The 18,955-nt window shown below is 49.8% G+C and carries 22 protein-coding genes and 1 tRNA gene; 13 read left to right on the forward strand and 10 right to left on the reverse strand.

Going from position 1 to position 18,955, the window contains the following annotated elements:
* The first annotated feature begins 99 nt into the window (after positions 1 to 99).
* The 7 genes from H6G50_RS15495 to H6G50_RS15525 all read left to right on the forward strand — a co-directional run bounded on the left by H6G50_RS15495 (position 100) and on the right by H6G50_RS15525 (position 4,234).
* Positions 100 to 435, forward strand: a complete 336-nt coding sequence (locus H6G50_RS15495) for a hypothetical protein (RefSeq protein ID WP_199303018.1) — start codon at positions 100 to 102, stop codon at positions 433 to 435.
* 210 nt (positions 436 to 645) lie between these two features.
* Positions 646 to 957 carry a BMC domain-containing protein gene (locus H6G50_RS15500; RefSeq protein ID WP_190717838.1) on the forward strand — a complete coding sequence of 104 codons (312 nt, stop codon included), beginning with the start codon at positions 646 to 648 and terminating at the stop codon, positions 955 to 957.
* Positions 958 to 1,114: 157 nt separating this feature from the next.
* Entirely contained in the window at positions 1,115 to 1,525 is a 411-nt protein-coding gene (locus H6G50_RS15505) for a hypothetical protein (RefSeq protein WP_190717840.1), read from the forward strand.
* A gap of 265 nt (positions 1,526 to 1,790) precedes the next feature.
* Complete coding sequence (locus tag H6G50_RS15510) at positions 1,791 to 2,222, forward strand: hypothetical protein (protein ID WP_190717842.1); 432 nt, start codon at positions 1,791 to 1,793, stop codon at positions 2,220 to 2,222.
* A gap of 176 nt (positions 2,223 to 2,398) precedes the next feature.
* On the forward strand, positions 2,399 to 2,647 hold the full coding sequence (locus tag H6G50_RS15515) for a hypothetical protein (RefSeq protein WP_190717844.1): 249 nt from the start codon (positions 2,399 to 2,401) through the stop codon (positions 2,645 to 2,647).
* 300 nt (positions 2,648 to 2,947) lie between these two features.
* On the forward strand, positions 2,948 to 3,301 hold the full coding sequence (locus H6G50_RS15520) for a PadR family transcriptional regulator (RefSeq protein WP_190717925.1): 354 nt from the start codon (positions 2,948 to 2,950) through the stop codon (positions 3,299 to 3,301).
* Positions 3,302 to 3,697: 396 nt separating this feature from the next.
* Positions 3,698 to 4,234 (forward strand): cofactor assembly of complex C subunit B, encoded by a 537-nt coding sequence (locus H6G50_RS15525; protein WP_190717854.1) that lies wholly within the window; start codon positions 3,698 to 3,700, stop codon positions 4,232 to 4,234.
* A gap of 153 nt (positions 4,235 to 4,387) precedes the next feature.
* On the opposite strand, the gene H6G50_RS15530 is transcribed toward H6G50_RS15525, so the two are convergent.
* Positions 4,388 to 4,708, reverse strand: a complete 321-nt coding sequence (locus H6G50_RS15530) for a DUF3155 domain-containing protein (RefSeq protein ID WP_190717857.1) — start codon at positions 4,706 to 4,708, stop codon at positions 4,388 to 4,390.
* Positions 4,709 to 4,944: 236 nt separating this feature from the next.
* On the opposite strand from H6G50_RS15530, the gene H6G50_RS15535 reads away from it, so the two are divergent.
* Positions 4,945 to 6,300: an ATP-binding protein gene (locus H6G50_RS15535; protein ID WP_190717860.1), complete on the forward strand. Its 1,356-nt coding sequence runs from the start codon at positions 4,945 to 4,947 to the stop codon at positions 6,298 to 6,300.
* Positions 6,301 to 6,309: 9 nt separating this feature from the next.
* On the opposite strand, the gene H6G50_RS15540 is transcribed toward H6G50_RS15535, so the two are convergent.
* Positions 6,310 to 7,563 carry an S-layer homology domain-containing protein gene (locus H6G50_RS15540; protein ID WP_190717863.1) on the reverse strand — a complete coding sequence of 418 codons (1,254 nt, stop codon included), beginning with the start codon at positions 7,561 to 7,563 and terminating at the stop codon, positions 6,310 to 6,312.
* A 379-nt stretch (positions 7,564 to 7,942) separates the two neighbouring features.
* On the opposite strand from H6G50_RS15540, the gene H6G50_RS15545 reads away from it, so the two are divergent.
* From H6G50_RS15545 to H6G50_RS15555, 3 genes are all read left to right on the forward strand, one after another.
* The gene (locus H6G50_RS15545; RefSeq protein ID WP_190717866.1) at positions 7,943 to 8,476 is read left to right on the forward strand and encodes a zinc ribbon domain-containing protein; all 534 of its coding nucleotides are present in this window, start codon (positions 7,943 to 7,945) and stop codon (positions 8,474 to 8,476) included.
* Positions 8,477 to 8,481: 5 nt separating this feature from the next.
* Positions 8,482 to 9,408, forward strand: coding sequence for a GNAT family N-acetyltransferase (locus H6G50_RS15550; protein ID WP_190717869.1), 927 nt, complete (start codon positions 8,482 to 8,484; stop codon positions 9,406 to 9,408).
* Positions 9,409 to 9,549: 141 nt separating this feature from the next.
* Positions 9,550 to 9,630 (forward strand) — tRNA-Leu (locus H6G50_RS15555).
* 161 nt (positions 9,631 to 9,791) lie between these two features.
* Here H6G50_RS15555 and H6G50_RS15560 read toward each other — a convergent pair.
* From H6G50_RS15560 to H6G50_RS15570, 3 genes are all read right to left on the reverse strand, one after another.
* Positions 9,792 to 11,006: a DUF3747 domain-containing protein gene (locus H6G50_RS15560; protein ID WP_190717872.1), complete on the reverse strand. Its 1,215-nt coding sequence runs from the start codon at positions 11,004 to 11,006 to the stop codon at positions 9,792 to 9,794.
* A gap of 254 nt (positions 11,007 to 11,260) precedes the next feature.
* Positions 11,261 to 11,443, reverse strand: coding sequence for a hypothetical protein (locus H6G50_RS15565; protein ID WP_190717875.1), 183 nt, complete (start codon positions 11,441 to 11,443; stop codon positions 11,261 to 11,263).
* A 7-nt stretch (positions 11,444 to 11,450) separates the two neighbouring features.
* Complete coding sequence (locus H6G50_RS15570; RefSeq protein ID WP_190717878.1) at positions 11,451 to 11,672, reverse strand: hypothetical protein; 222 nt, start codon at positions 11,670 to 11,672, stop codon at positions 11,451 to 11,453.
* A gap of 391 nt (positions 11,673 to 12,063) precedes the next feature.
* Between H6G50_RS15570 and fxsT the strand changes: the two genes are divergently transcribed.
* The gene (fxsT, locus tag H6G50_RS15575) at positions 12,064 to 14,733 is read left to right on the forward strand and encodes an FxSxx-COOH system tetratricopeptide repeat protein (RefSeq protein ID WP_190717880.1); all 2,670 of its coding nucleotides are present in this window, start codon (positions 12,064 to 12,066) and stop codon (positions 14,731 to 14,733) included.
* A gap of 274 nt (positions 14,734 to 15,007) precedes the next feature.
* On the opposite strand, the gene H6G50_RS15580 is transcribed toward fxsT, so the two are convergent.
* The 5 genes from H6G50_RS15580 to pip all read right to left on the reverse strand — a co-directional run bounded on the left by H6G50_RS15580 (position 15,008) and on the right by pip (position 18,706).
* Positions 15,008 to 15,145 carry a hypothetical protein gene (locus H6G50_RS15580; protein WP_190717883.1) on the reverse strand — a complete coding sequence of 46 codons (138 nt, stop codon included), beginning with the start codon at positions 15,143 to 15,145 and terminating at the stop codon, positions 15,008 to 15,010.
* 101 nt (positions 15,146 to 15,246) lie between these two features.
* On the reverse strand, positions 15,247 to 15,567 hold the full coding sequence (locus tag H6G50_RS15585; RefSeq protein WP_190717886.1) for a hypothetical protein: 321 nt from the start codon (positions 15,565 to 15,567) through the stop codon (positions 15,247 to 15,249).
* A gap of 145 nt (positions 15,568 to 15,712) precedes the next feature.
* Entirely contained in the window at positions 15,713 to 16,672 is a 960-nt protein-coding gene (locus H6G50_RS15590; RefSeq protein ID WP_190717888.1) for an orange carotenoid-binding protein, read from the reverse strand.
* A gap of 384 nt (positions 16,673 to 17,056) precedes the next feature.
* On the reverse strand, positions 17,057 to 17,650 hold the full coding sequence (locus H6G50_RS15595; protein ID WP_242032844.1) for a DNA-3-methyladenine glycosylase: 594 nt from the start codon (positions 17,648 to 17,650) through the stop codon (positions 17,057 to 17,059).
* A gap of 105 nt (positions 17,651 to 17,755) precedes the next feature.
* Positions 17,756 to 18,706, reverse strand: a complete 951-nt coding sequence (gene pip, locus H6G50_RS15600) for a prolyl aminopeptidase (RefSeq protein WP_190717894.1) — start codon at positions 18,704 to 18,706, stop codon at positions 17,756 to 17,758.
* A gap of 88 nt (positions 18,707 to 18,794) precedes the next feature.
* Here pip and H6G50_RS15605 point away from each other — a divergent pair.
* Positions 18,795 to 18,955 (forward strand): helix-turn-helix domain-containing protein (locus tag H6G50_RS15605; RefSeq protein WP_190717897.1); only part of this gene is annotated, 161 nt, incomplete at its 3' end.

Below are 18,955 nucleotides of genomic sequence, written 5' to 3' on the forward strand. Positions count from 1 at the left end.
TTAAGTGTAGCGCAAGCCCGTCGCTCTTCTAGAAGCGCGATCCCCGGCTCGAGAGGCTTTGTTAAGATAAGCTAAAAGAACCCTTACCTCCGAACGGTCATGTTACTGGAGCGCAAATTTGTTTTCTGGGGCGTTGCGATCGCGGCTATGATTTTACTCGCCCTCCCCGCAATCTCGCAAATTAACCCCAATCGCTGTAGCTTCAAGGGTGCCGATCTTTACGGAAAAGTGCAAGTCGTGCAAGCTTTTCCCGATGTAAAAGTTCAGGTCGTCCCTTCAGCACCGGACTTAAAGGTAAAATTTGTCGAAAATTTTCCCAATGAATGCGGTGAATGGCAAATCGTCGATATTTTTCCCGACCTCAAAGTTCAATTTGTCAATCTCTTTCCCGACCTCAAAATTCAACTGGTCGGTTCTTCTCCAGGAATTCCTTAACCCCTAATACCAATTCTCCGAGTTCGGACGACACATTTTGAGGCTGAAACCCTTAATATATCTAGAATTCTTCATTTTTAATTTTTAATTTTTAATTTTTAATTGGTATAATCGCTCTTTTTCAGCCAGTGGAGGGTAACGGTTCGACCGAATTAGGGCGGCATAGCGGTAAAATGGAGATTGCACGTTATTCTCTTCAAACACCCCGCAATGCCAGACGCTGTTGGTATCATCGAAACTTTAGGTTTTCCTGCCGTTCTTGCCGCCGCCGATGCTTGCGTGAAAGCAGCCAGCGTTACCCTCGTCTTTTGCGATAAAAGCGAAAGCGGCCGTTTCGCGATCGCGATTCGCGGTCATGTTTCTGAAGTAACGCGAGCGCAAGCAGCGGGAATTGCAGCCGGAGAAGCGACTTACGGCGGCGAAGTCATTACGCACTACATCGTCCCCAACCCCCCTGAAAATGTCGTTGCCGTCCTCCCCATTGAATATACCGAAGACCTCGAACGATTCCGTTGGGGATAAGTAATCAATAGATAGTCGAGCGTTGATAAATTGCCCGATGCCCAAAGATTGAAAGATTGAAAATCTCAAGTTCTTTTTTCTGTCGCTCGCCGGGGGTTTTGATTTGGCTATCAATTAAAGATATTGTCACTCCCGGATAACTGATAACTGATAACTGATGACTGAAATAAATACATCCCTCGATTTCACCTTTCAACGCCTCCGCGAAGTCCGCCTTGCGATTCTGCGCTTACACAAAGCCTTACTCAACTCCGAGCGGGTGGTTTACGAACAATTTTTCGGTCGGATTCGCAGTAGCGGTGAGTTCTTTCAATTAGTCGTCAATCACGACTGGTTTAGTTGGTTGCGCCCGATTTCGCAGTTTATTGTCGAAATTGATGAAGCCTTCGATCCTAAAGCTAAAGAACCGATGACCGTCGAAAAAGCTGAAGGATTTCTTGAAAAAGCAAAGACTCTCCTACGACCGAATCGCGAAGGAACCTCTCTCGAAAAACGATACTATCAAGCCATTCAACGCGACCCGGATATTGCATTGATGCACGCGGAAGTCTCTAGATTGCTGAAATAAGAGCGCAATTCAACAGATGAGGGATTAGAATTTAATTCTGAAGATTTACGCCGATATGCGATCGCTCTTTAGACAAAATAATTCGTAGTTCGTAACTCGTAATTACGGGCAAAACTGACAATTAATTCATTCGGGTTTCAGAGCCACTAACTTCAGTTATGGAAAACAAAAAAATGCGTCGCATCGTATTCCAAGCCCCTTAATTTATCGATCGGATATTAATTACGAATTACGAATTAACAATTACGAATTGGAGCGAAGCGACATGACTCTCTCTCGACTGCCTTTGACAACCCCCCTCTTAACTTTATCGCTCCTCTTAGCAGCGCCGCCGCCTACCTTGCTGGCTGGGACTTGTGTTGCCCTTACCAGTTGCGGTCCGGCTCCGATGCAGTTTGTTCCCGGACAGCCCGTTTCCATTGAAGTTGTCAACCTCACCTATATTCCCATTTTCATTCAGCAGGTGGGCAAGACAAATTTTTTGAGTATCGCCTCCAGACAGTCGCTTTACGTCCTGCGCGGCAGTACCCTCAGCCCGAATTTTTCGCTGATCTTTTGGACGGGAGAGGGCGGTACGCTGCAAGCGAGCGTCAGCCAACCCGCCGCGCAAGTTCTAAGAATTGAAATTCGCGCCAGTCGAGCGAGGGGGAATAACGCAGTTTATCTCAGAGACGACGGACAAGTAGAAGTGTTTTGATTGAAGGTGCAAGATTTGGAAAACCGCTCGCTTAGGCGCGATCGCGATTATTATTCTACTTCAAGAACTTTTTCGGGAAATCGGGAGTCAAGGGGGAAAGGGTTGTAGATGGTATTGAGCGCTTGCTCGGTAGCTTGAATGGCCCCCCAAAATTTAGCTGCGGTCTATTAACAGCTATGGCACATTTTAATCGATTGACCTGGAGACAGCACCTCGCTTACCTCAGTTGCGCGATCGCGCTAGCTTTGAGTTCTGCTGCTTACCAAAAAGTCAACCTCTCTCAAAGCGCCACTTCGAGAGTGCAGTCTCAAGACACGATCGCTTTGTTGACCTTGCGTCGTTCGGTCAAGCGACTGCGCGAGAAAGTGTCTGCCGAGCGCGATTTCAGCGCACCCCGCTCTCGAGCGGGCGATTATTGGCGCTAGTTGCTACTGATTTTGACCGCCGCCGACAAGTTCGGTATTCACTCGCGCTCGAGGGTTAGTATGGATTCGGCAAATTGTTGCACTTCGGAGGAGTCTATTTCGGTATTTAAGGAGCGATCGGATTTAAACAGTAGAATCGCGATCTGTATATTTTCTAATTGCTCGACCCGATTGACCTTTGTAAGCTAAGGTAGAACAAGAGGGGGGCAACCCACTCGCCCTTAATTTGGTGCATCCCTATTAAAATGCAGATAACCTTGGCTCTGCTCGTTATGGGAAATATGATGGATGGGTCACACAATGAAGTTTGAAGATATCTATAAGTTTTTCCACAGTCCGCCGCCTCATTATCTCAATAAAGAGTTGGCAGTTTGTTATATTCTTTACATTCTTCTGCAAGGAGAGTCTTACGGAACCGAACTGATCGAACAACTCGAACAAGATTATTCGACCTACCGACTTTCGGATACGGTCTTATACGGCGCGCTGAAATTTTTAGAAGAAGAAGGAACGATCGCGGGATATTGGAAGAAAGTCGAAGGGCGAGGACGACCCCGCCGGATGTATCGCGTTGACGAACGGGCGCTCCGACAAGCCGAAGAATTGGCTCGTTTGTGGCAAGAGTACATCACCACTGAGAGCAAAGCAATGTAGGGCTTTTCCTGCGGCTAGGTTCTGCAAACATTTCGCCTATCTGAACCCTCTGGGCTGTTGAAAGCTAACCAGCTACCGGAAGGAAAAAAATATTGATTTTTAAGAGAGCGAAGCGATCCGCGTTGCCAATTGGGAAACCCGCGATCGCCTTTTTTATTTCTTTTCTTTTTTAAGCCTTACTGCCATAAAATTGCAATAATTATCGGGCTGAATTTTGCCTAAAGGCGATAATTGATATTGAGTTTTACAATCTTAAATGCTAAAAATTCCTAAATCCCGGAGGAAAACGTTAAACCAATTGCCTCTCGCTCTCGCGGTCGGCAACCTGTTAGCATTAGATTACAAAGTCGCCCGATAAGGGCGAAGTTTTAAACCCAGTATTTCCATAAAACCGCTGTGAACTCTCCCATTCTTTCTTCAACGTTCTTCCTGACAATTTTATTGCTCGTGGGGCTATTCTTCTTCATTCGCGCCTCTGTTAAACCCCGCACCGAGCAAATTCAATTGGCGGCAGAACTTCCGGAGGACGTTTTTCTCTCTCAATTGCAAGCTTATTTCGAGCAGCGCGCTTATCGCCTTGCTGCCCTCGATCGCGAACAACAGCAAATCACCTTCCAAGGTTTTGTCCGTCCGAGTTGGTTTCTCGCGATTTTCCTCAGTTTGCTCGCCGCTTTAGGGCTGCTTTGCTCGAGTTTGATTTTATCGTTTCTTTACCCGGAGCGGGCTGCTTTCTTTTTTGCTCTAATTCTTCTATCGCCCCTGGCGGGCTGGTTTTACTGGAAAAAAGCAGGCCGTCTCGAACAAGTCCGCTTAAAAATAGAAGCGATGGACGCAGAAAGCAACAGGGCTAAAAGCTTAGTTACCGTTACGGGCCATCGCGACGAGCTTGCTGAACTGCAAAAAGCGATGCAGCTTCCGGCGAAAGCCCATTAAAAGTCAGGAGCATCGAAACAACACTATATTTTCTCGAATTTCCCTGACGTGCTATTATTGATCTGATTTTCCAGACAACATCCCCCCAAGCTACAACCCTCGAGGGGAGATGCCCGAGCTAGACCGTGCTTCCCAGCAACAAGGCTAGCTTTTTTATTGATTTGCGGCGACAGCCAATGGACTATTGTTGCTGGTTGGAGCAACCAATCGCAAACTGGGGAAGAGAAAGTGATTTTCCTCCACGTATTGCGCTCCAAACAAACCCTTTTCTGCCCAAAAATAACGATCCGTAGTGTGTTCGTTTCGTCGGACGACTAACAAGGCAGGAGGAGCAATTCCATTAGAAGATATATACTTTCTTGCTGCGGTGACGGGTTTATCTTCGCCACTTTCAAGGTTATACTGGGGTACTAATTCCAGGATTTTGCGTCCTTCTTGGCGTCGGCGACTTTTGCGTTTGCGTTTTCTTGCCAATCTGCGTACCTCCTCGTCTTGCGACTAGCTGTAATATTGGTTACAAAAGCCGTGGCTAGTATATCTGGTTTAAACCAAAATATCAAGGGCCATTTGTCAATCCCCCAGCGGCAAGTCCAGAAGTGAAAACCCTTAGCTCGCGCGGGCGTTGGCGCAAAACTCAGAAAGCACAACTTGAGTTGACCCTCGATCCAAAGATTAACAAAAAGTAAGAATCAAGGTTTGAAAGTTAAGTAATGTCGCATCCAAAGCTTTCAACTTCAGCGAGTGTAGAGTTTATCGACCTCTGTCAAGCGCAAGTCGCGCTCCTGACCCAAGGATTGGGTGCGGCTTGGTGTGCGGTATATTTGACAGAAGAGTTTGCTGAATGCAGCCCTAAGTTAGTGCCGGCTTTTGTTTACCCCGATAGCAAGATGTTGCGATCGCCAGAAACAGAGCTTAGCGCCTTACCGCGACGTTTATCGGCGGCAGCACTACCGGGCGACAGAGGAGAAACGCTGGATCGGGGAGATTCGCCCTTTGAGGCAGCCGAAGAACAAATTGCCGCCCAACAAGGCTACCAGATCGTGCTGCCCCTCCTATACGAAGATCGCGCGCTGGGATTGTTAGTCGCACGGCGCAAGGAACGCAAGTGGAAAAAGCAGGAATTGCTCCAAATCGAGCAAGTCGCACGGACTTTAGCGATCGCTCGCTGTCTCGAAGTCGAGCGAGATTGGTATCGACAACAGTTCCAGCAACAAGTGCAAATACGACGAGTGCAGCAAAATATTTTAGACGATTGGCTGCATCAATTTCGCAATCCCCTGACGGCGCTACGGACGTTTGGCAAACTGTTGCTCAAGCGGTTATTCCCCGAAGATCGCAACCATCAAACGGCTGCCAATATTTTACGCGAAAGCGATCGCTTACAAGACTTATTGCAGCAATTCGACGGTTACTTAGACTCGTTAGAAGCAGCTTTAACCCATATCGAGCAAGACCAACGGTATGCCCTCGCTTCGAGTGCGGATCGCTCCATCGACGCGGTAGCAACACCAGCAACCGGTTCTCTCTACTTGCTACCGGGTGGGGAAGTCCAACTCGAACCTTTGGCAGTCAAAGACGTTCTCGAGCCGTTAATCGCCTCGGCTGAAGCGATCGCATCCGAGCGCAATTTAACGCTGGAAACGCGCATCCCTACCTCCTTAGCGCCCGTGCAAGCCGACGCGCGCGCCCTACGCGAAGTTTGTAGCAACGCGATCGATAATGCCCTAAAATATACGCCGAGTGGGGGGCGAGTCGCGATCGAAGCTGGGCTTGAAAAGCCTAAAATGCAAGGCATTGCCGTGCGCGATACAGGCCCTGGCATTCCCCCAGAAGACCAAGCCCATCTATTCGAGCGGCATTACCGAGGCGTACAAGCGCGCGGCGAAATTCCAGGAACGGGACTGGGGCTAGCAATCGCGAAAGAATTAATCGAACAGATGCAAGGGGAAATTGAAATCATTAGCCCCACCAAAAATGGCGGGGCTAATGACGCGGAGAAATTCAACTTAGGGAATCTAGGAGGAACAACGCTAATTATCTGGTTGCCCGTTGTTGGTAGGATGTGAGGTTCAAACTTATTGAGGGCTAACCACGAAGTCAGAGCGCAGCGTTAAATTCAAGTCCGTATTGGGTTCCACTACGAGGACATCGACGCTTCCCGCACCGATTAAACGCTGAACCAGAGAGGCAAGCAAGCCCGCACCCGTACCGATTAAGACTTCCGAAGCGGTGATAGTGCGATCGCCCGTTACGCCAGAAATTGCTGCTGCTGCTGCCGAGCCAATTGCTGCATTCTTGAGCAAATTAACGAGCGAGCTACCTTGGCGGACTGTTTCCGTCTGCGTAATGACTTGAGAAGTCGCATTGAACGCCTTGCGCGTGCCGTTAGCGAAGACGATTTCCTTCGAGACAAACTGAGTACCACCCGTTGCCGGTCGCAGTTCGCCCAAGACTTTGCTGCCTTTAGGAATCAACAGCGTGCCGTCCGACGTGGTGATATTGGTTGCGACCACCAGTTCGACTTGAACGGTTTCTTCTTGCATCAACACGATTTTATCGCGTTCGTAGGTTACGGGAATGCTCGTTCCGGCGGGAATGCGGAAATCCGTCACGATGGGGGAAAGCGAAACGATGTAGTTCGAGGCAATCGCAGAAGCCGAATTTTGACTGACTAACGCTTGATACAAGAAGGCGGCTACTTCAGCGCGAGTAGCATTGCGGACGGGATTCAACGTTTTTAAGATCGGATAGTTCACGACCATGTTTTTCTCCGTCGCTGCTGCAATGGGGCTGCGCGCGTAGGAAGAAATGCTGGAGAAATCGTTGTAGTAAGATAGTGTTTCGTTAACCGTGCGCGTGGTCGTGTAGTTCAAACCATTCGCCAGAGATACCAAGACTTGTTCGCGAGGAATATTTTGTTCCGGTTGGAAGATGCGGCCGGGATAACCGGAGAGGAAGCCCATTTCATAAGCCTCGTCAATTGCGGACATTGCCCAATAAGTAGAAGGAACATCCACAAAACTGACTTTATCGCGGATTTTGCCTTTATTGAATGCCTTTCTCAACATGGCAGAATACTGAGCGCGCGTTACGGGCGCGTCGGGGCGGAATGTGCCGTCGGGGAAACCAGCGATTACACCGCGTTGCACTAACTGCTGAATGAAATCTGCTGCCCAATAACTATCGGAGACATCTCGGAAGCCCGTGCTTTGAGCCATAGCCGGGGCGGGAGCCAGCATCGGAGCGACCAGAGGCGCGATCGCGGTGGCGTTCATGCTAGCAGTGAGAACTAAAGCGGTTGTAGCTTTCCAACGATTGAGTTTCAACATCGATAACCTTCTCCAAAAAAACACTGAACTCGTATTGTTAAGAAATTAGACTTGAGAGTAACTGAAAGGTTCCAGAGAAGTGTAGTTTAGCTTTTATTCTTTGTTTTTGCAGGAATATAGCAATATTTGGTTTATTGCCGCTTCTGACATTCTCTGTTACCTGGGTTCAATGACCGCCGCGATCGCGTAGAAGTTGCCCGCTTCGGGACAGTTAATTGGGTGTCACACGATTTTTGGCTTTCTAAGCAATGCTTGCACGTTCTTAGTGAATTGAAATCTCCCCTAGGATTCGGTTAACAGAATTCTTAAGAAACTGAAACTAGAGCGAGGTCAAACGTACAATTTTAAGAACGAAACTGCGTTTGAACGGAGGCCATTTATGGCTTATTCATGCGAACTTAGGCCCGGTCAGAACATTTATCTCGATAATTCTGGCGGGCAAACCACAATCGCAACCTCTACCGGCAGTCCGGGACAGCAGCAACAATCAAGTCGTACCTTTGAGACGGGAAACTGGACGGCAAAGCCCGAATTGTTTGAAACTTCTAGCGGGGTGATTCTCAAGCTGACGAGCGATCGCGGCGAAACTTATATTCGGCTCCAAGGTAGCAGCGCGAGTCCGGTAAGCAGTCCGCCTTCCCTCGCTCTGGCTCGTTCCTACCCCTTACAAGAAGTGTCGAGCGACTCGTTCTCGTCGTCAATACCCTCCATGAAACCGATGGAACCCATGAAACCGATGAAGATGGGAGATTTAAGCGCTAAAACCGAGACAATGGAGATGCGATCGGGCAATATGGCAATGCGTATGGAAGCGCCCTCGCCTCAGTCAACGCGGCATTTTTGCAGTCAGTGCGGCGCGTCCATCGCTCCTGAAGACCGTTTCTGCTCGCATTGCGGCCATAAACTTCACTAGCTGCAATGGAATTACATCGGTTTAAAAACGCCCCCGAATTTTACGCTCGTGCCGAACCTCATTGGCTTGCTAATGAAGCACTTCATAATTTAATGCTAGCCTTAGCCAAATCGCTGGTTCGCTACCCGGAACGGTATTCCCTGCCCCCTTATCTCGTTACTGTTGAAACTGAAGGGAAGGTGGTAGCCGTGGCTTCGCAGATGCCCCCCTATAAGTTGTTAGTGTCTGAAGTCGGTCAGCGCGCCCCAACGCAAGCAGAAGAAACTGGCTTATCCGGTGAGGAGGAGCGTCGTTTGAGAACTCGCTCTGCCCTCGAAGCGATCGCTCTAGACTGCCAGCGCCGCCAGCGCGTTCTACCTGGTGTCAGTGCGCCTGCCTTTGAAGCGAAGATTTTTGCTGAGCTTTGGCAGGAAATGACAGGCGCGCCCTGCAATCCGAGCTTGCAACTGCACGTTCGCCAACTCGAGCGGGTGCAACCGATCGCTAAAGTAGAGGGACAGTTGCGTTTGGCAACTTTTGCCGAGCGCCAGTTAGCCATAGCGTGGCAAGCTGAGTTTTTCCAGGAGGCGCTAGGAATCGAAAAACCTAATCTCAATTGGACAGTGGAGTACCAAATTGAGGAAGAGCGCATTTATTTTTGGACGATTCCCGCGCCCGATGGCAAAGAAATGCCAGTTTCTTTAGCCGTCTGCGGTCGTTCTACGCCCAACGGAGCGACGATAACGGCGGTTTATACACCTTCGGTCTACCGCCGCAAAGGGTACGCGACTTCCTGCGTGGCGACTTTGAGCGAAATCCTACTGGCTCGCGGTTATCGCTACTGTTTTTTGTTTACGGATGTCACGAATCCTACCTCTAATCGTATCTATAGCGCGATCGGCTACGAAATTGTTGGCGATTGGGATGAATATACGTTTGGGAGAACCGTCTGACTTTGGATTTGTGCGGGTTGGGCTAAGAGACGCGATCGATCGCTGTCTTTCAACCCATTCAAAATTAATTGTGCCAATTTTTAAAACTTTTGCTATAATAAGAAACTGGATTGCTTAAAAAACAATCCGTTAACTCCGAGCGCGGATGTGGTGGAATTGGTAGACACGCACGCTTGAGGGGCGTGTGGCTTCGCTGTGCGAGTTCGAGTCTCGCCATCCGCATATCTACATTAAAGAATTGGGAGCGCCACAAGTTGTGGTTTTAGCTCCCAATCATTTTTTGAGCGCGCGATCGCGAGATTCAGAAAATCTCTGCGATCGGCAAAAGAGTATCAACTGCCCCACCCCCGCTTGGGATAGGGCTTGTAACTCAACGCTAAGATTTAACGTTGCTCCGACTTTACGCAATTAAGCATTCGCAACGTCGCGGCCGCAGCATAATTGCGCTGAGAAGGCGTATTAGGCGTAAAGTTCGTCCCTACTTCGTTCAGCGGCGAAGCAACGCGACAGTAAGACGACATTTCTTGCGAGAGGCTCGCTGCCCAATGTCCGCTCATATCCGAGAAGGTAACGGGCGGTTGTTTGGCTTCCAAGGTCGGCGACAAACCGCGCAAGGTTTTGCCGTATTGCGCCGCCTTCTTCATCACAGCGATTAACTCAGCGCGAGTGACATTTCGTTCCGGTCTGAAGGTTCCATCTTCTAAATACCCTTCAACGATTTTATTGTCGCGCGCCCACTTAATTTTAGCCGCACTCCAGCGCGAAGCCGGAACGTCTGGGAAGGGCGAAGTAGTTACAGTCGGTGCGGTAACATTCACATTAGGAATTCCGCGCATCGCTTCAAACACCATTGAAACCAATTGCTCCCGCGTCAGGGGATTGAGCGGACGGAAGGTATTATCTTCCGCGAAACCGGCAATAAAGCCCAGTTTAACCGCTTGCTCGATCTCCGAGCGATAAAGGTCATTGGTAATATCCCGGAAACCTGTTGGCGGCGGCGGTGGCGGTGGCGGCGGTGGTGGTGGCGGCGGTGGCGTTACGCCATCGCTCTTACTGAAATAAGTATGACCTTGTTGGATTTGTCCTTGATAGTTGCGTTTGGTGAAACGCCAGCCCGGTTCGAGGACAATTTTAAGATAGCCGTTGGTAAGTCCTTGGCTGCGTCCGATGAGAAATTCATTACCGCTAACACCAACGCGCGGCAGTCCAATGAGTTGAACTTCGTTGCCGCGTCGGACTAGAGTGGGAAGATACTCCAAACCGTAATCTTGTCCGTTGATGCGAATCGAGTAGCCGTTGGTGTCTCGAAAGCGCCGACAGATATTGGTGAAGTCAAAGGTTTCCCAAAGGGGATCGATCAGGGTGGGCTGAGCGCCCATTTCGCCCCAACAAGCGCGTTTGCCGGGAATTTGTTCGATGACAGTGAGGGTAAAGTTGTTACCCGTGTCGCCGAAGGGAGAGGCAATCGCGACGAAGTTCTGTTGGGCAACTTCCGTTTCGCCAAAAATTGTTTGGGCGCGAACGTCTTCTAGAGGTGTCAAGATGGAAATCGTAGCCGTTGCTAAGGCTGCGAGTTTCAGGGGTAGTGCGGACTTCATTTAGCTTTTCTCCATGCCTGATTATTTATCGGTTTTGAGAGGATATATTCATGGCGCTTGGGGTGCTATTGCAGTTTTTTGCGATGTCTTTCTGCCCAACTTAGAGCATCGTCTCATATTTCCTGGCGCTAGGGCAGATTTTCAACGATTGTTTATGACCCAATGGCACTGACTTTAAGTGAAAGTAAGCGAAGTGTAACGCACCCATACGGTGCTGCTTCTGACCTCTAATGTTATAGCGCTACGCAACTCGGTTATGAGATTGGGTAGAGACATTCGGTAGGGTAGGCAGCGCCCACCAGCCAAGACTTTTGTGCGTTTAGTAAAACGGACATTCGCAAGTAAGTGGCACTATATAGAAGAAGCCAGAACTCGCGATCGGGTTCCCAAATTAAAGTCCCGACTCGCCGCAGATCGCAAGCCGAGACCTTAAACATTGCCTCCTTATTCCGCTTTCGGCTTATTGGGAGTGGGTTTTTTCCAAAGCCGCGCAATTTCCAGGACAACCAACGCCGTTCGATAGAAGTGGGCGCTGATTGCACTGAGTAGATAAATAGCAAGCAACCAATGCGGCAAAGTCAAAGCTTGCGGAAGCGGTGCGGGAAACTCGAGAGAAGGGGGAATCGCGATTTGGGTTTGGTTGGATTCGGTCATGTTGTCGTTCATCGTTAAAAATCTACTAGAACTCTGGGATGCTTTAATCATCAGCGTTCCAGAAAAAAATTAACCCCCCGAAAGCTATCTAGAAACCATACACTTGCTGCACGCGCGATACCTCTGCCCAGACCCAAAAGCCAATGCTATCGTAGAGGAATTGCTCTGCACATTAGTGTCAACTTAAGCACGAGTGTTTGTTATAGCGTCATCCCAGCCCTCACCCCCCCGACCCCCCTCTCCCAATTTTGGGCGAGGGGGGAGAAGAATTCTCTGTTGCTCCCCTCTCCCAGGGTTGGGAGAGGGGCTGGGGGTGAGGGCGATTCCGCTTTATGAGTGGGTTTCACCCTAAGTTGACGCTAATGATGCCCTTCCGGTAAGCGATGACAGGGTGCGATCGGATGTGAAAAAATTAGTAGGGGCGCGGCGGCTTACAATTGGTGTCAGCTTTAATACAGCAATGGAATGGACTGAATTTCTCAACAGTATTGGCACTAAACATAAACTGACGGCAGAGCAATGCACCGTCCTAATTGCTCGTTTAGACCGGCGTAACGATAACGATAAAAATAGTAAGATTGCAGCCAGTCTCGATATTTCTCAAGTCCAACTCGAACGCCAACTCCGCACAATTTACGCTATTTTTGCGGCCGATTGTCCCGACCTAGCTTCCAAAAATCGAGGCAAACTAAAAGTTCTTAAAGCTTATCTGTGGGAGCGATACGAAAGGGAAAAATCCCAGCCCCAATCCGCCTCACCCCAACCCGCCGTAACCCCCCAAAACCTCCCCATCAGCAGCGTTGTCAAATTTGTCGGGCGCGAAGAAGCCCTCAAAACCGTCCATCAAAACTTACAGGAAGCCACCACCGCCGTCATTTCCTCTGTATCCGGGATGGGCGGCGTGGGCAAAACCGAACTCGCCTTGCAATACGGCTATCAACAACGCGCCGAAAAAACCTATCCCGGCGGGATTTGTTGGATAAACGCCCGCGCCCAAGATGTTGGGATTGGGATTCTCGATTTTGCGAGGGTTGAATTGGGCTTGCCACAACCGCCCGATACCTATAAAACTGTGGTGGAACAAGTGAAGTGGGTTTGTCAGCGCTGGACGGGAGAACCCATCCTGATTATCCTCGACGATGTAGCCGATGAAGCCGCAGTCCAGACCTACCTCGAGGCACTCGACAGCCGCTTTCGGGTGCTGATAACGACGCGGTTGAAGTTGCGAACCAAAAGCGCGCGCTTGGAGTTGAAGGTGCTGGAAGAAGCCGATGCCTTGGAATTGCTGCGAGCGTTAGTTGACGATGCAGCGCGCATTGACTCGCAGCTTGAAGATGCCCAGCGATTGTGCGAGTGGTTGGGATATTTGCCCTTGGGGTTGGAATTGGTGGGGCGGTACTTGGCGCGCAAGGAAGATTTGAGCTTGGCGGTAATGCTGGAGCGGTTGGAGGCAAAACGACTTGCAGCGAGGACGCTGGTTAAAACCGACCGCGATACGACGGCGAAATTGGGCGTAGCGGCGGCTTTTGAGTTGAGTTGGCAGGATTTGCCCGAAGCAGCGCGGGGGTTGGCGGGATTGTTGAGCATTTTTGCTTTAGCGCCGATTCCTTGGGCGTTGGTAGAAGGCTGTTTGCCGGAGTGGGAGGAGGAGGAATTGGAAGATTGCCGCGATGAAGAACTGTTGGGGCGAAGTTTGCTGTCGCGGGAGAAAGAAGAAACTTATCTGCTTCATTCGCTGATTCGCGAATTCTTTGCGGTGAAGTTAAAAGAAGAGTTGGGCGAAGTCGTAGAAGAGTTGCAGTGGAGATTTGCCGTCGTGCTGACGGAAGTCGCAAAGACGATTCCGCAGACGGTGACGCTGAGCGATATCGTGCGAGTTGAAGAAGCGCTGCCGCACTTAGAAGAAGTGGCGGATAAGTTAACATCTTTGCTGGAGAATAGCACCGATACAACATGGCTGTTTACCGGACTGGCGCGAGTGGCAGAAGCGCAGAGTCGCTGGCTGGATGCCGAACCCCTCTTGCAACGCGCCCTCAGCATCAACGAACGGCAATTGGGACCCGACCATCCCGACACCGCCTCCAGCCTCAACAATCTCGCGGGGTTGTACAACTCAATGGGACGCTACGAGGAAGCCGAATCCCTCTTGCAACGCGCCCTCAGCATCAACGAACGGCAATTGGGACCCGACCATCCCGACACCGCCACCAGCCTCAACAATCTCGCGGCGTTGTACTACGCAATGGGACGCTACGAGGAAGCCGAACCCCTCTTGCAACGCGCCCTCAGCATCCACGAGCGGCAATTGGGACCCGACCATCCCTCCACCGCACAAAGCCTCAACAATCTCGCGGCGTTGTATCGCTCAATGGGACGCTACGAGGAAGCCGAACCCCTCTTGCAACGCGCCCTCAGCATCCACGAGCGGCAATTGGGACCCGACCATCCCCACACCGCCACCAGCCTCAACAATCTCGCGGGGTTGTACAACGCAATGGGACGCTACGAGGAAGCCGAACCCCTCTACCAACGCGCCCTCAGCATCAGGGAACGGCAATTGGGACCCGACCATCCCCACACCGCACAAAGCCTCAACAATCTCGCGGGGTTGTACGACTCAATGGGACTCTACGAGGAAGCCGAACCCCTCTACCAACGCGCCCTCAGCATCAGGGAACGGCAATTGGGACCCGACCATCCCCACACCGCACAAAGCCTCAACAATCTCGCGGCGTTGTACTACGCAATGGGACGCTACGAGGAAGCCGAACCCCTCTACCAACGCGCCCTCAGCATCCACGAACGGCAATTGGGACCCGACCATCCCCACACCGCACAAAGCCTCAACAATCTCGCGGCGTTGTACTTTTCAATGGGACGCTACGAGGAAGCCGAACCCCTCTACCTACGGGCGTTGGCGATTTGGACGCGCTGCCTGCCCGAAAACCATCCCCACATTCAAACTGCTTGGAGAAATTTTATCGACCTCATCCAGCAGGCGGTGGCGAATGGCAGGGCGGGGGAGTTGTCGGCGCATCCCACCACTCGAGCAATTTTGCAGCATATTCAATGAAGTCTACGGCGATTATTATTGGGGATATAGCGTTATACCAATTTAAGATTGCGTTGCCTAGAATCAACTCTCCTAAATTCTCAGGATAAGTAGGTTGACGAAAATAACCTTAACTTGAGGAGGGCGGGTTTTGACTGCTGAATTTACCTCATAGCAAGGGTTTTAGCTAAACCCGCCCCTACGAATCCCATCGCACTTTTTTTACACCCTCCTACTTAACGGTGCGTTACGCTTCGCGCTCCACACCCTACTTTTCATTCTATGCAGCGACCCATCAATCTGGTATTACTTGCTGGTAAATATACGTTGCTAAACGCTGAACGTCTTGGCTGGTGGGCGCTGCCCACCCTACCGAATGTCCTAATTCTGCGCCGCTAAGACGCGATCGCACGCTACAAGCAATAAAATCCAATTGACAACGCGATCTCGTTTTGCCCCGAGGAATGCTGTAGCACCCGCTCGAAATAACCCGCGATCGCGTTTTTACGTGAGTTTTTACGATTCCTGCAACTGTTACATCCGAGCCAACGCCCCAATCTTGGCTCGCTTATCTTTGTCCAATCCGCTTAACTCCTCAATCTTCAGCCAGCCTTGTTTGACTAATGCAGCTAAGGCAAAGATTAATTCTGAATACTGATAGTCGTATTTACCATCAATCTCGTGTCTTCTCGCGCTTAAATAGTCGTGTAGGTTCCAAACTTGCTCGAGCAAGCTGATGTCCCCGGCACGCGATCGCACTTCAGAAATTAAGGCTTCTGTTTCTCGGTTATAAGCTTTTCCAAACGCTTCCTCAGCGACAACTTTTTCGCTTTCCGACCAATCTATTTCGCTCACTGCTCCTCGCACTAATAAATTAATTAAAATTGTCTAAAAATTCCCGACTATCGGGCAAAAACACGATAATGAGCGCTCTAAATTTAAGAGCGCTCGCTTATCCATTCATTATCTCTGATGGGTCATACTCAAACTTAGCCCTATCTTAACGAACGAGATTTAAAAGTTCCTTCGGAGAAGCTAATAAGTCGATCGCGACAAAGAAAATTTTACCGTCGGGATTGAGCAAGAATCGCCATGCCATGTTCATGCCTACGCCTGCACCAAACCAAGGGGTTTGAACTTTTCCGGTCACTTTAATTTGTTTGTAACCTTCATCAGCAGGTTCTTCAACACCGCGCTCGGGCAGGAGTTTGAGGTTTTGGCAATCTTCCCGGAAGAAGCGAAGAACGGCATCTTTTCCGACAATCGGTTTTTGGAAGGGAGGTTGCAATGCACCGTCGGGAGCAAACAACTCGATTAACGCATCGAAGTCGTTCGCATTGAGGTTGTTCATGTAGCTGAGAACCGTCGCATTATCAATGCCTTCAATCGTTACTTTTTGACGTTGACCGATTTCTTGAGGTACGACAACAGGTTCGGCAACTCGCTCGTAACTGTCTAACTTGTTGATATCGTAGCCCATATCAACCACTGCATTTCGCAATACTGTAATTTGCTGTCCGGGGTCTAAGTTGCGGATTGCTTGCAGTACGGCTGAAGCGTTAGCAGAGAGTTTATAGCCTTCAGGAATAGGAGCGACAAGACCTTGTTCCATCCACTGTCCGAGTTGATACCAGAAGCCGAGTTTGATGTTCGCAGACCAAGTGGCATAAGTACGACCAATCGGCGTGTCGGCGCGGTTAGCGAGGTCGCACATCACTTGCGATTGCTGGCGGAAATCCATCTGCTTGATTTCATTCATCGTTAGCTCTGCAAACTGCATATTAGCGGCTCCAGGAGCAGCAATGGTGATGGTTTTCCCCATCTCGAGGTAAGCGAACCAAATTAACGCAAGTTGGTCTTCGGCGCTGAGTTGAGCAAATCTGGCAATCGTCGCGGGGACTGCATCAGCAGATAAGGTGTTGGGGAAAATTCCTCGGGCTGCGTCGATGGTAAACGGCATAGGACAAGTGTATCTACTTCAAGGGTGGTAAGTGGGAGAACGACAATATTGGACAATCCTAGAGATTGTTTCAAGTTGAATTGTTTGCTTCCCACTTTTCCAGATTATTACATTTCTTTACAAATTGCAATTTTTATTTACTTATCTCTCATAAATGAAAGACTTATCGCGATCGCGGCAGTTAAATGCCTACCGGTATGGCTTTCAGAAACGCTCGGAAATTTTACGGAGATCGCAAATTCTCTGAGAACCGCAGATTTCGGTTGAACGCCAGGGAACAAGTTGATTAAATCCTGTTACAAAGATTGACAAAATAGCGCGATCGCGCTATAGAGGAATACCGGTCAAAAAGTAGCTGCTACTTGAGGGTTAAAGGGTTCGCAGCTAACGGCTTTGCGACTTCGAGACGGCGGGACAGCCTGCTAAATACCAACGCCAAGGCAGTTCGACTCCTTTGGTCAACCCAATCCGAGTGGTTTGCACTAGGGCAAGCGTACCAGCGACTAACTGTTGCTGAAACTGCGGCGCGCGCGGTTTCAAACTGAGGGGTTCTCCCGGTCGCACGACTGTACTATTCAAGGAGAGATCGATGTGCAGGGCTTTACAAAGTTTTCCCGGGCCGGCAGCCATGCGAGGACGCTGTTTTAAGCTTGGCACTTCAATCCAGGGAGGCAAAGTTTCGAGTTGCAGCGCGCGAATTAGCACGGCACTGGGAATATCAGCGCGATCGGTAACAATATTAAGGCAGTGGTAGCAGCCGTAAATGAGATAAACGTAAGCGTAACCGGCAGGCAGAAACATCGCTTGATTGCGCGCTGTTTTGCGGCGGTAGGCGTGCATTGCTGGGTCGCCGGGGTCGTAGGCTTCTGTTTCAACAATCAGTCCCTCGAAGGTCGTACCGTCAGGCATAGTACGAACTAAGGTGCAGCCGATTAAATCCGGCGCAACTTCCACAGCGAGACGATTGAGAAAAGACATTTTAATTCGTAATTCGTAGTTTGTAATTCGTAATTCGTAATTCGTAATTCGTAATTCGTAGTTCGTAATTCCCCCATTCACCATTCATAATTCATAACTCATAACTCATAACTCATAATTTTTTACATCGCACGCTTCAATTAAGGCGCTGCGAATTCCGGGTTCGCTCATCGAATGTCCGGCATCGGGAACGACAATAAACTCGGCTTCAGGCCAAGCACGATGGAGTTCCCAAGCTGAGGTCATCGGACAGACGATATCGTAACGTCCTTGAACGATAACGGCGGGGAGGTGGCGGATGCGATCGATGTTTTCTAGGAGTTGGTTTTCGCGATCGAAAAAACCGCCGTTAACAAAATAATGACATTCAATCCTAGCAAAGGCAGCGGCAAAATTATCTTCTCCAAAACGCGATTTTAAGTCATCAGAAGGTAATAGCTTGCTCGTGCTTCCTTCCCAAATAGACCAAGCTTTAGCGGCTTCGGTTCGGATGGCTAAATTTTTATGGGTGAGGCGTTGGTAATAAGCGCGCAAGAGATCGCCTCGTTCTTCGGGGGGAATCGGTTTGAGGTATTCTTCCCAAGCGTCGGGAAAGATAAAACTTGCCCCTTCTTGATAGAACCATTGCAATTCTTTGGGACGCAAGAGAAAGATGCCGCGCAGAATTAATCCCAGACAGCAATTGGGGTGAGTTTGACTGTAGGCGAGGGCAAGGGTGCTGCCCCAACTTCCTCCGAAAACAACCCAGCGATCGATCTTTAAAAATTGGCGCAATTGTTCGATATCGCGGACGAGATGCCAGGTCGTATTTTCTCGAAGTTCGGCGTGAGGGGTGCTTTTTCCGCATCCCCGTTGGTCGAATAAAACGATGCGCCACTGCTGGGGATTGAAGTATTGCCGATAGCTGGGATCGATCCCGCCGCCGGGACCGCCGTGCAGAAAAATCACGGGCTTCCCTTGCGGATTTCCGGCTTCTTCCCAATAAATTTCGTGCAAGTCAGAGACTTTTAGTTTGCCGTGCCGGTAGGGTTGTATGGGGGGGTAGAGAGCTTTCATCGAAAAATTGGGTAGAAACCCCGTCCTTCTAGGGCGGCTTTATCTTAAAAGTTTAACGCAATCACAGAACTGACGCTATAATGTGAGGATGGATAAAGCCTATCGTTACCGTTTCTATCCGACCACCGAGCAAGAATTACTCTTGCGGCGGACAATGGGCTGTGTACGGCTCGTCTACAACAAGGCTTTGGCTGCTCGCACACAAAGCTGGTACGAACGACACGAGAGAATTGACTACGTTCAGACTTC

Origin of the sequence: Oscillatoria sp. FACHB-1406 (assembly GCF_014698145.1) — a bacterium.
Taxonomy (GTDB): domain Bacteria; phylum Cyanobacteriota; class Cyanobacteriia; order Cyanobacteriales; family Spirulinaceae; genus FACHB-1406.